Source organism: Knoellia sp. 3-2P3 (assembly GCF_029223115.1).
Taxonomy (GTDB): domain Bacteria; phylum Actinomycetota; class Actinomycetes; order Actinomycetales; family Dermatophilaceae; genus Pedococcus_A.
This window is the reverse complement of the sequence record NZ_JARGZE010000005.1, coordinates 67,403-81,716: the sequence shown is the minus strand read 5'-3', so window position 1 is coordinate 81,716 and position 14,314 is coordinate 67,403. Positions and strand designations below refer to the sequence as shown.

16 protein-coding genes and 1 tRNA gene are annotated in these 14,314 nt (G+C 64.8%); 7 read left to right on the top strand and 10 right to left on the bottom strand.

Translation table 11 applies throughout. The features are described 5' to 3' along the window. Window positions 1–235 precede the first annotated feature (235 nt). Window positions 236–311, top strand: a tRNA-Arg gene (locus P0Y31_RS14820). A gap of 15 nt (window positions 312–326) precedes the next feature. Here P0Y31_RS14820 and P0Y31_RS14815 read toward each other — a convergent pair. From P0Y31_RS14815 to P0Y31_RS14790, 6 genes are read right to left on the bottom strand one after another with little or no spacing between them, the layout of a single operon-like run. Then, on the bottom strand, window positions 327–1,475 hold the full coding sequence (locus P0Y31_RS14815) for a site-specific integrase (RefSeq protein WP_275870705.1): 1,149 nt from the start codon (window positions 1,473–1,475) through the stop codon (window positions 327–329). Then, a complete protein-coding gene (locus tag P0Y31_RS14810) occupies window positions 1,472–1,675 on the bottom strand; it encodes a helix-turn-helix domain-containing protein (RefSeq protein ID WP_275810831.1) in 204 nt (67 codons plus the stop codon). Before P0Y31_RS14810 ends, P0Y31_RS14815 begins: the two co-directional genes overlap by 4 nt. 32 nt (window positions 1,676–1,707) lie before the next feature. Beyond that, window positions 1,708–3,240 (bottom strand): replication initiator, encoded by a 1,533-nt coding sequence (locus P0Y31_RS14805; RefSeq protein ID WP_275870703.1) that lies wholly within the window; start codon window positions 3,238–3,240, stop codon window positions 1,708–1,710. Window positions 3,241–3,242: 2 nt separating this feature from the next. Then, window positions 3,243–4,829: an FtsK/SpoIIIE domain-containing protein gene (locus P0Y31_RS14800; protein ID WP_275870702.1), complete on the bottom strand. Its 1,587-nt coding sequence runs from the start codon at window positions 4,827–4,829 to the stop codon at window positions 3,243–3,245. Between the two features lie 15 nt (window positions 4,830–4,844). After that, a complete protein-coding gene (locus tag P0Y31_RS14795; RefSeq protein ID WP_275870701.1) occupies window positions 4,845–5,096 on the bottom strand; it encodes a hypothetical protein in 252 nt (83 codons plus the stop codon). Then, window positions 5,093–5,554 carry a plasmid replication, integration and excision activator gene (locus P0Y31_RS14790; RefSeq protein ID WP_275870700.1) on the bottom strand — a complete coding sequence of 154 codons (462 nt, stop codon included), beginning with the start codon at window positions 5,552–5,554 and terminating at the stop codon, window positions 5,093–5,095. Before P0Y31_RS14790 ends, P0Y31_RS14795 begins: the two co-directional genes overlap by 4 nt. Before the next feature lie 125 nt (window positions 5,555–5,679). On the opposite strand from P0Y31_RS14790, the gene P0Y31_RS14785 reads away from it, so the two are divergent. Continuing rightward, window positions 5,680–6,504 carry a hypothetical protein gene (locus P0Y31_RS14785; RefSeq protein WP_275870699.1) on the top strand — a complete coding sequence of 275 codons (825 nt, stop codon included), beginning with the start codon at window positions 5,680–5,682 and terminating at the stop codon, window positions 6,502–6,504. Next, the gene (locus P0Y31_RS14780; protein WP_275870698.1) at window positions 6,497–7,354 is read left to right on the top strand and encodes a protein phosphatase 2C domain-containing protein; all 858 of its coding nucleotides are present in this window, start codon (window positions 6,497–6,499) and stop codon (window positions 7,352–7,354) included. Before P0Y31_RS14785 ends, P0Y31_RS14780 begins: the two co-directional genes overlap by 8 nt. A 95-nt stretch (window positions 7,355–7,449) precedes the next feature. On the opposite strand, the gene P0Y31_RS14775 is transcribed toward P0Y31_RS14780, so the two are convergent. The 3 genes from P0Y31_RS14775 to P0Y31_RS14765 all read right to left on the bottom strand — a co-directional run bounded on the left by P0Y31_RS14775 (window position 7,450) and on the right by P0Y31_RS14765 (window position 10,866). Continuing rightward, window positions 7,450–8,259, bottom strand: coding sequence for a PIN-like domain-containing protein (locus tag P0Y31_RS14775; RefSeq protein ID WP_275870697.1), 810 nt, complete (start codon window positions 8,257–8,259; stop codon window positions 7,450–7,452). Window positions 8,260–8,268: 9 nt separating this feature from the next. Further along, window positions 8,269–9,903 carry a DUF262 domain-containing protein gene (locus P0Y31_RS14770; RefSeq protein WP_275870696.1) on the bottom strand — a complete coding sequence of 545 codons (1,635 nt, stop codon included), beginning with the start codon at window positions 9,901–9,903 and terminating at the stop codon, window positions 8,269–8,271. A 246-nt stretch (window positions 9,904–10,149) separates the two neighbouring features. Beyond that, window positions 10,150–10,866, bottom strand: a complete 717-nt coding sequence (locus P0Y31_RS14765) for a TIGR02391 family protein (RefSeq protein WP_275870695.1) — start codon at window positions 10,864–10,866, stop codon at window positions 10,150–10,152. A 550-nt stretch (window positions 10,867–11,416) separates the two neighbouring features. On the opposite strand from P0Y31_RS14765, the gene P0Y31_RS14760 reads away from it, so the two are divergent. The 4 genes from P0Y31_RS14760 (at window position 11,417) to P0Y31_RS14745 (ending at window position 13,365) form a co-directional block, all read left to right on the top strand. Continuing rightward, a complete protein-coding gene (locus tag P0Y31_RS14760; protein WP_275870693.1) occupies window positions 11,417–11,935 on the top strand; it encodes a helix-turn-helix transcriptional regulator in 519 nt (172 codons plus the stop codon). Window positions 11,936–12,058: 123 nt separating this feature from the next. Further along, window positions 12,059–12,259 (top strand): hypothetical protein, encoded by a 201-nt coding sequence (locus P0Y31_RS14755; RefSeq protein WP_275870692.1) that lies wholly within the window; start codon window positions 12,059–12,061, stop codon window positions 12,257–12,259. Window positions 12,260–12,447: 188 nt separating this feature from the next. Then, on the top strand, window positions 12,448–12,969 hold the full coding sequence (locus P0Y31_RS14750) for an LLM class flavin-dependent oxidoreductase (RefSeq protein WP_275871287.1): 522 nt from the start codon (window positions 12,448–12,450) through the stop codon (window positions 12,967–12,969). 153 nt (window positions 12,970–13,122) lie between these two features. Further along, window positions 13,123–13,365 carry a hypothetical protein gene (locus P0Y31_RS14745; RefSeq protein WP_275870690.1) on the top strand — a complete coding sequence of 81 codons (243 nt, stop codon included), beginning with the start codon at window positions 13,123–13,125 and terminating at the stop codon, window positions 13,363–13,365. 754 nt (window positions 13,366–14,119) lie between these two features. Here P0Y31_RS14745 and P0Y31_RS14740 read toward each other — a convergent pair. Then, on the bottom strand, window positions 14,120–14,302 hold the full coding sequence (locus P0Y31_RS14740) for a YegP family protein (RefSeq protein WP_275870688.1): 183 nt from the start codon (window positions 14,300–14,302) through the stop codon (window positions 14,120–14,122). Window positions 14,303–14,314 lie beyond the last annotated feature (12 nt).

Sequence of the window (14,314 nt, the reverse complement as noted above, 5' to 3'; positions counted from 1 at the left end):
GAACTCATCGGTCGCGTCGCCGGCCACTGACCGGTCGCCGCCCCGGACTGGCGCGGGTCTCGGTCACCGCTCCCGCGAGCTGGACAGGTCTGGACCTGACTTACCGGTCTGGATCTCGTCCGGGTCTGGGCTGCCGTCCCGGCGCGCAGGCCAGTCCACTATCCTCCCTGTGCAGCAGGGCCGATATCGGTCTGGACGCCACCCAGGTCTCCAGCGAGGGTCTCAGCCATGCACCGCCCTCGTAGCTCAGGGGATAGAGCACCGCTCTCCTAAAGCGGGTGTCGCAGGTTCGAATCCTGCCGGGGGCACCACCGCGTTTCCGCAGGTCAGCCGCCATTTGGCCGCTCCTGCTCGCCCGCTTCGTTCCGACGTCGGGTCTCATCCGTACCCGTGCCGTACCCGAGAACGCGGTTGACCCGTTCCAGAGCCGCCCGATCAGCGTCCGTGCCCATGAGGTGGCCGTAAGTGTCCAGCGTCAGCTTTGCCGTCGAGTGACCCAGCCACGCCGACACCGTCTTGATGTCCACTCCGGCCGCGATCCAGAGGCTGGCCGCCGTGTGCCGCAGGTCGTGCGGACGCCGGCCCAGACCCGTCGTCGTCCAGGTGACCGACCGCCGCCAGTTCTGGGCGTGCAGGTAACCACCCTCCGGTGCGGGGAACAGCAGATCGTCCGGTTCTCGGCCTTCTGCCCAGGACTCGACAACCGGCCTGACCCGATCGGTGAGCGGCACGAGACGGGACCGGCCGCTCTTGGTGGTGGCCCGCTCGATGACGGCGCCCGTGCGCCCCGACTGAGGAACCGAGCGTTTCACCACGAGCCCCGGGTAGGGCACGTCGACGAGATCCCGCACCCGCAGACCTCGGAGCTCGCCGAAGCGGAGGCCGGTGAGGCCGAGCACAAGCGTGATGTCGGCATACCGCCCCGCGAACTCCCGCTGGGTCCTGACGACGTCGAGCAGCACGTCCAGCGCGAAGGGATCGACCTCCACGATCTTGCCCGTCCTCGAGTCGGGGTGAGGCAGCGGGACGGATTCGGCCGGAGACACCTGGAGCCGCCGCGTACGCACCGCATACCGGAACAGCCCGCGCAGGGTGGTGCGCACCCGGGCCGCCGTTCTGACCGACCGGGACACCGCGAGGTCGGTCAGGAATCGCTCGATCTGCACCGATGCGACCGATGAGATGGGGAGCCTCCCGAAGGCCGGCACGATGTGGACGCGCAGCGCACTCTCGTCCGACTCCCACGCCCGCACCGACACTTGGCCCTGCCGAGAGTCGCGGTACTCCTCCGCCAGCTCGCGCACCGTGATCTTCCCGGCCGATGGCGAGACGAACTCCCCCGAGAGCAAGAGCCGCTTCTGCTCCATCTCCCAACGCACGGCGTCGCCCTTGCGTTGGAACGTCCGGTCGGCCACGACGACGCTCCGGTACTTCACCTGGACTCGCCATGTGCCGTAGGGAGTCTTGACGATCACGCCGATTCCTTCTGCTGCTCCAGCCACTCCAGCAGGTCCTCCGGACGCCAGAAGCAACGCTTCCCGATCTTGATCGCCGGAGCGAACCGGCCGTGGAACCGCAAGTGGTTCAGCGTGTTCCTCGTGACGTGGCACCACGCAGCAGCCTCGTCCACCGTCAGCAGGACCGGAGCCTGCACCTCGTTCGTCTGCCCATCCATGACACTCCCCTCTCACTCGAATCCTCTTGTGGTTACTGCTTCCTCATGCGCTTCTGCTCCGCACGGTGCTGCGCGTACTCCCTCGCCCGGGCGGCAGCAGCGCGGGCCAGCTCGACCTCCCCCTCGTTGTCCCAGCCGACGCCGACGAAGCGCCACTGACCCACGATGAGCGTCGTCTCGTCCTCGTCGTCCGCGAGGAGGTCGGCCTCGATCGCAGCCAGGTCGATGGAGCGGCCATCTCGCTGAGCATCGGCGATGAGTGCCTGGGCGCGACGACGGGCACGGCGCAGGACACCGAGGGTGACCGAGTAGCGGCGCGACTTGGTCGCGAAGTGCCCCCGGAACCCCAGCGAGGGAGCCCATTTCCGCAGCAGACCGTAGGGCCACTCGTTCAGCGGAACGTCGATCTCGGCCTGCGCCCAGGCACCCTCGGCCAGTCCGGCGAACTCGGTGGCGACCTCCTCGACCCTGCGCAGGTGAGGGTTCAGCCCGTTGGCGTCGACCGTGTCGGTGGCCGACTTCGTGGAGTACTTCGCGAGGTAGCCGGCGACCTGCTCGGCGGTCAGGGCCTGCTCGGGGTCGTCGGTGCGTCTTCCCGTGCGGACCGGGCGCGTGTCGACCTGGGCACCGAACGCCAGCACCCGTGGGAGGTCGCCCTCGAAGACCGGTGGGGCGGTGAACTGCACGGCTGCCGCTGCCTCTGCGACGAGATCCGAGACGACGTCGGCGGTAAGCCAGTCCGGCGCAGCAGCGAAGCCGGTGTCCGTCTTGGGTCCGTCGAGGCGGATCAGGGCGTGGAAGTGGATGAGCCCGCGCAGCTGGTACTCGGCGACCTTGGCGTACTGCAGCGTCGCGTAGTCCGGCAGCTGCTTCTCCTTGACCCCGACCCGATCCGCGAGGAGGCGCTTGAGAGCGATGGTGAAGCGCCGCCACAACTCCGGGGCCCACCACTGCCAAACGACGTGGGAGGCGTAGTCGTAGCACTCCCAGCACAAGGGCTGACCGAGCAGCGAGTCCCCATCCTCATGAGTGGCAAAGCAGGTCGTCGGCCTGCCGTGCTCGCACCGCTTCTCCTTGGCGTGCGGTCGGCAGCGACGGCCGTTGTCTCGCTTCCCGTGGACGTGCCCAAACGACGGGGCGGTCACCGTGGCGAACACGAGCGGGTTCTCACTGACTGTGGCGGGGACACCCTTGCCGCCGCTGACCCCGGCCCGGATGAGGTGGAACATGTCGGCCGCGTAGACCCGGGAGCAGGACGGGCACACGCTGGCTCGGCGGTTGCCGCACCTGGTCAAGGTGGTGCCCATCGGCTCATGGTCGGATGAGTAGACGGACAGCACCTCCCCCGTCCCGGTGTCCACGGTGGTGGAGGAGCCCACGAGGTGGATCGGGTGCAGGCAGAAGCCAACACGGGAGACGGCTTCGGACCAGTCGTCGAAGCCCGGCGACAGCATCCGTTTGGCGATCTGCCGTGCCACGGCAGCGGAGCTCAGGTCTAGGTCGAGCGGCGCGTTCTCCCCGTATCCGGAGAAGCGCTGGAACCCCGTCGCGGTGTCCTGGGCCATGGTCAAGCCACCTGCGATCCGTCGCGGCTGCGTGGCCTGCGCGACTTCCGCGGTTTGCGCGCCGGGCTCGGGGCAGCACTCTTGCTCGCCGCGTCAGGCTTGGAGTCGGCTACAGGTGTTGGCCCGGGGACAGGCTTGACCATGAGGTCGTCGAGCGGGTCGACCGGTTTCGGCGGTCGCGGTGCGCTCAAGGCCGGAGATGCGATGACGGACGACGCGAAAGCCGCGATGTCGTCGTCCGTGAGGTAGGAGGCCCGCATGCGTCGGATTGCACGGGTTCCCTCGACGCGGACGAACGCCACACCAGGCGTGTGCTCGGAGATGTGGTCGGCGGTGGCCCCGAGATCGCGGGCTCCCTCGCCGAGGACCATGTCCACTTGGATCGGGTTGTCCAGGCGCATCGCGACCCGCGTCGGGAACAGATCCCGCCAGCCAACGACGTCCTTCCCCGGGTCCTGCACCGCCGCCAGGACAGTGATGCCCACGGCGCGACCCTTGGTCAGCAGCAGCCCCAGCGCCTGCTCGATCCGGCGCACCACCGACCGTTCCGCGAACGCCGTCAGGGTCGCCAACTCGTCTATGACCGCCAGCACGTGCGGTGAGTCCGGCGACGGGTGATGCTTGCGGATCCCCTTAGCGGCAAGCCGCTTTGCGCGAGCATCCATGACCAAGACGAGGTCCTCGAGGAGGCCGCACATCGTCTCGGGGGTGCCGTCCTCGAATCGCGAGAACAGGCGGGCGCCGGGGCGCAGCTCCATGCCGCCCTTGGGGTCGATGGCCCACACCTGCACCCATCCCGCGTTGATGGCCGGGGACAGTCCGTGCAGCAGGGACCAGAGGATGGAGCCCTTCCCCGCGCCGGTGGCTCCCGCGATCAGGACGTGGGTCTGCCACAGGGAGAACCGCCACGGAGCGCCATCCTCGTGCCGCCCGATGGGGACCCCCGCGAGATTCAAGTGCGGGGCAGGCTCAACCGGGAGCGGTCGGATCGTTGAGGCGAGGACGTCGGAGCGGTGCAGCTCGACCCACACCGACGTAGTACCGGCGGCAGAGACCCGTGCTTCCCTCGCTCCGAAAGCCACCGCCAGGGCATCGGCTCGACGGGCGTAGTCGTCGAGGGTGAGTCCGACCGGGATCGCCACATGGAGGCGGACGATCCCGGCCGGAGTCACCTTCACCTTGTGCAGCAGGCCGTATACGTACCGGCGCGAGCGGCCGTTGTCGTAATCGTGGGCGACCAGACCCACCCGGTGAGCCACCCGCCTCCATTTGCGCGGGTAGGTCAGCGACAGCCACAGCTCGTTCAAGCGCGGCCGGACCATGCGCCGGTAGGAGTCCGGCGAGGCAAGGCGCCACGAGAGCAATCCGGCACCGATACAAGCCGGGAAGAGCAGGACGGCCGCGTGGCCGGCGTACCTGTCCAACAGCACGAGCCCCACGACCGACAGGGCACGCACTGGACGACGCACCGCGAACCTCGCCACCCGGAACACCGACCACGCCGCGAAGACGATCAGCCGGACCACCGCTTCGAAGATGAGCGCGACAGGCTCGTCACTGTCGAACATCGCTCCCCTGCGCTCCCCCACGACCGTCCTCCTCCCTCAGGCAGATCGACGAGCGTCGGAAGCGACCGCCATCACCCGAGACTGCGCGGCACCGAGTGCGGAGTACGCCCGGTAAACACCACGCCGAAGCTCGTCGTCCGGTGCGTTCACGAACTCGCGCACCAGCTGTGCCAGCTCGTTGCGGACCCCGTCGACCCGGGCCACCTCGTGGGTCAGAACCGAGGGGAGGTCCTTCACGTCGACGTCGAACGCGTCGGCCCACGCCACGGCCTCAACCGGACGCATCACGCCGCCCCCTTCTCAGACTGGCGCTGACCGGCACCCGACCCGCTGGCAGGCTTGGAACCTGGAGCACGCACGGCATCAGCGCGGTATGACCACGCGATGTTCGGACGGTTGCCCCGGTCGTCAATCCACGCCGTAGCCGTCAGGTTCTCGAACTCGACCGGGCGCAGCTTCTGCCCCTCCGGCTTCGGCGGCGGCACCGGCTGCGCATCAGCGGAGATCTTCACCGTGACCTCGCCCTGCCCCTTGCGAGCGTTCTCGTCCAGGTCGACGATCCGTACCTCCCACACACGCAGCCCGGTCACCTTGTCCCGCAGCTGCACATCACCCGGATCACGACCGGCCGCCTTAGCAGCCTGCAGAGCGTCGAAGTCCTCGACTGCCGTCACCTCACCGCGCATCAGCGCCCCGTCAGGGAAGACATCTTCAAACAGCACCCGAATCCTCGGCTGAATAGCCACAACACACCTCCATGTCTAGACCCCCTAAACGGGTGGAACCGCATCCACGCAAACTGCGTTTATAGGGACTAAACGGACCATAGAACCGTTGGCCAACGACCGTCAAGCCCCCCTAAACTGCGGGCGTGTCCGACGCTCAGTTCGAAGCCGTCCGCCGGGAGAGTGACCCTGCGGAACGTGCTCGCATGGCCGGACGCCTCATCAGCCTGTACCAACAGCGCGGCGTCGAGCTTGCTCGCCTGAGACGGGAAGCGATCGACGAGGCGCTGAAGGAGGGGGCCGTCAGCTATGCCACTCTCGCTGAGGAGCTCGGCCTCTCCAAAGGTCGCATCGCTCAGATACGGAAGTCAGCCCCAAGCGCGGAACGGGCACTCTTTGGCGTGGGCCCTGTCGAAATCTGGATTCCCGAGCGAAAGCTAGAAGGCCGGCACCTGCCCGTCGTAGCCTCCGAGGACCAGGACGCCGGCGAGCGAGTACGCGAGCTTTTGGACCGATTGCAGTTCTCTGCGTTCCTTCGCCACGTGCCAGCAGATAGCGCGGACTGGCAACCAGCAAGCGACGCGGTCGTCATCTGTGGACCCAAGAGCTCGCCCGTCGTCCAGAAGTGGCTTGACGATGACCCGGTCGCCACGTTCGTCCAGCGGAAAGGCCTGTGGCACATACGCATCCGATCTGAGAAACGCGACCTGCCCTCCCCGATGTCCGAGGGAGACGCGACTGACCTTGCATACCTGTCGAAGGTGACCGACAGCCAGGGCCGCGTCCGGATACACATCGCTGGCATCCACGCCATCGGCTCCCTGGCGGCGGTCGAGTGGCTGGATCAGAACGCCGCCGACGTCTGGCGAACGATGCGAGACCGCGACTTCACCGCCGTTATCGCTGGCGAGCACGACGGACCGAGGATCACCAGAACCGAGACAGTCGTGCAACCTCGCCCCCATGAGTAACTGGGAGTTTGCCGTGGCCGAGGCCCCAGCTGGAGACGGGCCGGGCGAGGACCGCTGGCTATTTCACCAGACCCGGGATGGCACGGCTTGGGCGGCCGTCATTGACGGCGCCTCCTCCAGTGCGACGCAGGGACCCACAGGAGGTGACTACGCGGACGCACTACGAGCGGGACTGCTTGCCGCCGTGCAGAGCGACCCGAGGCGCGAACCCAGTGATGCCCTAGCGCGTGGCATCAAGACTGCTATCAAGACCCTGGGGCTTCCACAGCCAAGCGCTCCATCCGCCGCCGTAGGCATCGCACGATGGACAGAAGAGGGGATCCAGGTCGCCTGTCTCGGAGACGTCGCCGTAGCACTCGTTTTCCCAGTCTCCGAACGCGTTCTGCAGGACAGCAGGCTCGGGCAGGTCGACCAAGAGGACCGATCACGCTACAAGAGAGCTCTCCAAGCGGGCGCAGGCTACGGGACCGCTCATGAGGAGACCCTTGCACGCCTACGACAAGCAGAACGGGCCTGCCGCAATGTCGACGGCGGCTACTGGATCGCAGCTGACGACCCAGCGGCCGCTTCTAAAGCCTTAACGTTGACGGATTCACGCGAGCTCGACATGGTTGTTTTGGCCAGTGACGGCGCGGCGGCGGCGATCACTCGGTACGAGGTCTGCAGAAATTGGCGGACTTTGGCAGAAATGGTCATGCACAACCAGCAGGCATTCATCGACCGTGTAAGAAGCGCTGAAAGTCACGACCCTGACGGGCGGCGCTGGCCGCGCAGCAAGCCTTCTGACGACCTCGCCGTGCTGGTTGTCGAGAGGTCATCTAGTTCTAACAACACTCGCCCCGGCCGATGACGATCGAGTGCAACTGATGCGCGTGCTGGCCACGCTGCGGCCTTGGGAACCAGTACGGAAGGCTGGATTGCGTCCGCCCCTCACAACATGTGCCGCTAGCTCCCCAATCGCTCGGCGACACTCCGTTCCAAGGCATTCAGATTCCATGTGTGGAATCCCGCTCCAACAAGCGCCTGCACCTCGGCCACAAGAATTGGGTGGGTTGTGCCCTTGGTGCTCCAGTCCTTCTTCACATCTTCAGTAATCAGAATTACGTGCTGGAATTGGGAGCCGGATACCCGCGCCTCCGCGATTCCCAATAAGAGATCGGCCCACACAAAGAAATCGCCGTCTCCATCATCCTTGAACCCTGGCGGCGTCTTGGTGCTCTTTCGCTGGCGAGCCAGATCTCTAAAATCAGACCGCGGGACCTGCGCGCATATGGCGCGGTTCACGAGCATGTCAATAAGCGCAGACACATCACCAGCCGTCCTCTCGTCGAGGACGTGCCCAAACTCGTCGACGAACTCTTGGACAATCACCTCAGCCTTGGACTGAAGGCTCGCCGCGAAGGCAGGATCGATCTCTCGCACGACTTTCGAGAGAGAATCGAACGCCTGCCGGACGCGATCAGCAACTCCTTGGACCGCGCTCATCTGATTGTTCCAAAACTCTTGCACAACTTGCGACGGCAAGATGATCGGCCCCGCGTGCCTTTGGCCCAGGTAGTCGATAATCTCAGGGGCCTTGCGTCCCTTGGCGATGTTTAGCAATACGTTTGCGTCCAACGCGATCACCGCGGCATCGAACTCTTCACTGCTAAGCGTCGACCGCGCACTCAATGCCTGCTTGAGGGACGTTAAGGAATCAATGGGTACCTCACGACCGAGGACTTCGCGAACCTTCTTGAGCTCCTCAGTTGGCACCTGTCGTCCTCACCCGAACCACACATCTGCTGCGCGTTCGGCGATCTGCTGTCCGCGCACCTCCAGAGCAGTGGGATCCCAATCTGTGAGCCCACTCAACTCCTCAAAGTCCTCACCCTCGACCACCTCAGGAAGCAAGTTCTGCGCAAAGCCGGCCCAGGTACTAGCCCCCTTAGGCCTTCGCTCCGGCTTCGCCAACACCGTGTTACCGACGGTGGATCCCCAGTAAGCGAACTCGTCACTCGGGAAAGCCTCCCATTCGCCGGCTTGGCGAGGGCGAATAAGATGCAACGTCCCTTCAGACTCCGGCGTGACGGTGCCTTGTATCTGTGAACGACGAATAAAGGTCAACGTCCCCTTGTTGTATGACCTCTTTGAGAGGCGCTCGATGAACTCTTCGCGGTTGGGGTTGAGGTCACCCAGGTCGGCAAGGGCTTCTTCCCACCGACCGTCAGTGAAGACACGCCGGGCGGCATCGCCGAGGCGCCGTTCTACGTTGCCAGTGCCTAGGTTTCCGACGACGATACGGCGCACGACCAAACGAAGAACCTCCCTCATCCCCTCGTCTGGATTCGTCGTCTTGGCAGTTGCCAGCAGGAGTGGCCGAACGGCTATAACACCCAGGTCATTAAGAGCTTCAAATACCTTGAGCCACTCTGCTTCGGCCGGCCCGTCAATGGTCGGATCGATCATCTGCATGTAGAGCGGCAAATATTCCCCCAACGAGGCCATTAGGGCCTCGACGCCCGGCGGCCGACCCCGACGGTCCTTCGAGCTGACCTTCCGCTCAGCCAAGTAGTCAAACAGTTCACGAGGCAACACGTGTCCAGCGCGCAAAGTGACTACATGTCGGATGTATTGGACAAGTGCGCTGGGCCCGGCCTGGCTGAGAGGACGAGCTATTCTTTGCCATGAGTGATAACGATCATCTCGGTGTGCAGGAGCAGTCTGGCTGATGATGTAGTTCTTCAGTAGGTCGGCGGTGGTTAGATCCTTACCACGCGTATTGATGACCTCGAACACCCGATAGGCAGCTGCGGCGTCGGGGTGAACGAACACCGCCAGGTACACTCTGTTCGTCAAGAACTCAGCCCATATCCCCAGCCGCTTGAAGGGGTCGCTCGCGAGATCCGCCCCTAGCAACGTCGAGATGGCACCGTATGCGTCGACCAACTTATCCGCTATACCCTCGGAGTCCGGCACTTCCGAAGCAGCCGGCGTTTTCCCAGTGGCAATCAGACTCTGCAATGTGGCATTGTCCCGCTTGTCTGTCAGGGTCACGCGGGGCCGGCTGTCGTCAGTGTCATAATCGATAGCTGCTAGAAAGTCAGACTTCAGGCGATCGGCAAGGGCATTTCGACCGGCTCTAAGCGCCTCGTGATACAGAGCGTTAGCCAGCAGCGTAATAGTGAGAAGGCGCTGTTGGCCGTCCACGACATGCTTTCTTGATTCCTCATCGGTGAGGATGACAAGACCTAAGAAGTAGGAACCGGCGTCGAGGCCGCCTCGGATGTCTTCCCAGAACTCCCGCACTTCTTCTATGCCCCAGGCGTACTCACGCTGATACGGCGGTACGACGAACCTCGAGTTCGACACGAGGTTTCCCACAGAAGTGGCAGTCGCATTCAGCGGTGTCTCCACCATCCACACATCCCGTCCATGCATATGCCGTGGCTCCAACACCCGAGCACTACCGCCAGACAGTACCGTCCCGTCAATCCCCGCGCAGGCAAGGGCGACAACCACGACTCAGTCGGTTCCTCCAGCGAAGTTGGCCCTTCATCGCAGGACCGCAAGCAGGCAACCCTTGCCTTGACCTAGTTCGGCCTGACGCTCCAGACCGCTGGACGGCTACTCCAAGCCCGATCTATAGGTCGAATCAAGTGCCCCTTAGGTCCTCGCCTCTCGCTCCTCGATGAGGTCCTGGTGCTCGTATCTCAACTGCGTCAGCAAGAGGGACCCCAAGCCCAACACCCCAATTGCGTAGCGGCGGGCATCACTTCGGCGTTGCAGGCGATGCCGATCGACGTTCCCTATGGCTTGGGCATATCCGATGCCCAGCGCCCGCCAGCCCTCCCATTCTCCTTTCCCCTTCCCCATTCTCAGTTCTCCTGCATCCCCCATGGCGGCTCCGTAGAGCCCTTTCCCGTAAGTGTCAGTCCCCATGTCAGCCCACGTCCGGACTTTGTCCTCGACGAACGTACAAACGGTGCTTGGGATCTTGTCCCAGTCGTCGGTCTCGACAAGACCTCGCACGTGATCCCACAACTCCGCATCGAACGCACGCTCGTCTACAGGATCGTCCTCCCCTTGCATGAGTTCGAGCTCGTAGACCGCCGCATCGATGTACGCGCAGGCCCGTCTCACTCCCGACGTGAACGCGTCTCGGAAGGCACTGTCGGGGGTGCTGCTGCTGAAGAAGCCCAGACTGTAGGAGTTGTCATCCAGTTTCTTCACCAGGTGGTGACCGGCGCCCAGAGAGCGCGCAACGACGCCCCTCACGCGGCTCTTCCAACCTTCACCGAAGTCATCGGCGTACATACCTGACGGGTTAGAAGCCTCATCCTTTAATTCCTGCAACTTCTGGATGGCAAGAGCGGGGCGCATGTCCGAAGTCTGCCACTGTGCTCCGACATGCACGTGCTGCGCTCCGAATCCAGCAAACCTAATGAGCGACGCTTGGGCAGTCCACGTTAGAGACAGCGCCACCGGTGGAACTACTGCCCAAGCTGTCGACACATCGTGAGCACTTTCCTTACTGGCTCAAGCGCGGCTTCGCCGCGGATCGCGCGGGGCCCCGCGATGGGGACCCCCGCGCTCCGGGCGCTTCGCGCCCTACGCGCACCCCCATCGCACCCCGCGCGTCCAGGTACAGCAAAGGAGCGCCCCAACCAGGGAGCGCTCCTTTGACTCGCACACGTGTCTCAGACGGCCTTGCGTTCCGCCAGCCTCCGTGCGACCTCTGCGGCCACCGCCTGCGCAGCCACTTTGCCCAGCCCGACCACGACCGGGTGCTTCACGATGTTGATTACAACTTGCCCCATGACCGTCCCCTTCATCCTCGGGCTTCTTCGGTGCCCGTTGAGTACCAGCATAGGCCCTATTCCTGCCGCAGGGCAAGCGAGGCACGCCCTGAGTAAGGCCTATACTGGCACCCATGGAGGCCTCTGAGCGTAAGACCCTAGGCGATGTCATCCGTTCTCTCCGTGAGGCGAGTGGCATGACTAGGCCTGAGCTGGCCAAGACAGCCGGCGTAGGCGTCGACATGGTCGCGAAGGTTGAGCAGGGCGCGAAGGCGCCATCGGCCAAGACCTTGCGCGGGCTTGCAACCGCCCTAGGAGTGGAGCCCATTGAGCTATCAAGTCGAGCTGCGACCTGGGCCGCGCTGTCTGCAGACAAGACCGCCCCAGCCGACGCGCTTCGACGCGTAGCACTCGGCGCCACGGCGGGCCCGTTCCGGTCAGTTGCAGTATCGAACACCCAACTCCGCGCGTATCGAGGCATCAAAGCGATAGCCGGGATAGCCGCCACCCTCAAGCCGTCCTTGGAAGACGTTGATCGCCGGCAGGTCGAGGATGCGCTGCGGGCACTGCTCGAGGAGCGACTTAGGAGCGCAGAGACCACCATCGAGCTCCTACACCTGGCCCAGGCCCTCGAGGACGAGTCGGGTGCCTGACGACGCCGCCGACCCTGCGCTCCACTCTCCGCCATGGGGTCGGCGCCTAGCTCTGGTCGTCCGTTTGGCCAGTCGCCGCAGAAGCGCCTGCTCGGCGGCGAGGTTCTTTCTACGATCTGCGCCATGAGCGAGAAGCTTCGGCCCTGCAAGTCCTGCGGCCACCAGGTGTCGAAGAAGGCTGCTACTTGCCCCTCCTGCGGGCGCCACAACCCCGGCGGCGGCGTGTCCGCCCAAGTGGTCATCCTGACCGGCATTCTGGGCGCGGCCCTCGCTGTCTTCATCATTTCTCAGGCTTATGGGGCGGCTCAAATGGCCGGGCTCTAGCCAAGCCTTCGGCCTCGGCCCTAGAAGGTGCCTGAGAGGTACCCGTAGGTTCGAAACGAGCCGCAACACCCTCGTATAGAGGAGCGTCAAACCGGTTGTCGCGCAACGGTTTCTCGAAGACCGCGACGCTAGGGCCGGACTCCTAAAGCGGGTGTCGCAGGTTCGAATCCTGCCGGGGGCACCACCACATTTCCCGAAGGTCGGCCGCCAATCCAGTCGTCCCGGTTAGCGAGCGATTCGAACGCCTGGAGGAGACGGTCCAGATCTGCCTGCAAATGTGGGGCGAGGACAACGGGCCGTACAGGGGCAAGCACTACCAGCTCGAGGAGACCATCTGCGTGCCGGCACCCCTCGGCTCGCGACGCCCCATGGTCATGATCGGCGGAGGCGGGGAGAAGAAGACACTCCTGCTGGTGGCCCGATACGGCGACGCCTGCAACGTCTTCGCCCGCAGTGTCGACGAGGTGGGCCGCAAGCTGCAGGTCCTGCGCGGACACTGCGACACCGAGGGCACGGACTTCGCCACCATCCGCAAGACCGTCATGTTCAGCCGACCCCTGCTGAAGGACCTCGACGGCTTCCCGGCCGAGGCCGAGGCCTACGCCAGACTCGGGGTTGCCGAGATCCAGGTGCTCCCCGACCGTCACCCGGTCGAGTTCACCGAGCAGATCCTCAGCCAAGTCGCGCCCCGGCTTGCGACGCTGTCCTGAGCCCCAACCCCATGTACTCAAGGGTGGCCAGCCTTGACCGGGCCACCCCGGCCGGGCTCCCCTGCTCCGACTTCGGGCTGGGGGCTTCCTGTTGTCCCAGCCACAACCGCGAGATCGCCGGCATTCGGACGGCGGGCTGAGCACAATGTCGGCATGGAGCCGATGAAGCCACTGCAGGAGGCGGCGAGCCCACCTGTCGGGTCATGGCGGCCCAGTCGGCGCCGAGCCGCCATGGAGGTTGCGCTGTCGGCCGGCTGGATCGCCCTCGCCACGGCGTTCCTGCATCGGGACGGCTTCAGCTGGCTGGCTGTCCTGACCCTCATCGTCGCGGCCATCAACCTTGGCTCGTGGTTGGGTGATGTGCGTGGCAGGCGTGAGGGCTCGACGAGTCCTTGAATGGAAGCACGCTCGAACTCAGCCAGTCACCTCAGAGTCGGGCGCGAGACCGGTCCGCCGCTGGTACTGACGCCCATGCAGATGCAGATCACCCCGAGCGTCGGCATCTCCGGCGTCCACATCGGAGACACTCGCGCCGCCGTCGAGGCGACAGCGGCACCGTGAAGCTCGTCGAGGTCTTCCACGGACAAGGTCGCAACGAGGTCTTCCTGGACGACATCCAGCTCACCTCTCGCCTCACGGACGAAGTCGAGCCGACCTGAAATGTACGACACCGAGGATGGGAACCTCGGCGTGCAATGTGTCGGGGTCGCGCCAGCCTCGTACTGGAGCGAGTGAAAGGTGCCCCCGCCGACGGACCCTGCCGGGAACGAAGCCATCTCGACACGGCTGGCCAGGACCTACGATGCCCGCATGCCGGCCAGGAGTGACAGCCACCCACCAGCCTTGTCCGTTCCGTCGCGGCGATGGCTGATGGCGTTCGGTGTGGCTCTCGTCCTCGTCCTCCCGATGCTGAACCGCGGCTGGGGATCGTGGCTGGCTGCCTTTCTCGCGGGGCTTGTGATCAGTGAGCTCTTGCGGCGTGACCTCCGTATTCCTGGTCGGAGTCGTCGAGGGACAGCGGATGATGTGGTGGCGCCACCGAGCAGCGGTCAACACTCCGGCTAGGTGTCCGCGAAAGGTACCCTCAGGCTCCGAGACAGCGCGCCGCGTGCAGTTCCCCCACTGCTCACGTGCGACCCAGCGGAGTGTGTCAGTCCGTCTGGTCGTCCACCGTCGCGGTGCCGGCGTTCTTCTTCACCGACTCGATTCCGCCCATCGCAGCAGCCTTGGTCTCATAGGCCTCGCCGACCGCGATCACCTGGCCATTGCTCGCCTTGAGTCGAAAGCGGAACTTGCCCCCGGAGTCCTTGTAGAGCTCGAACTTCCCTGCCATTGCTCTGCCCTT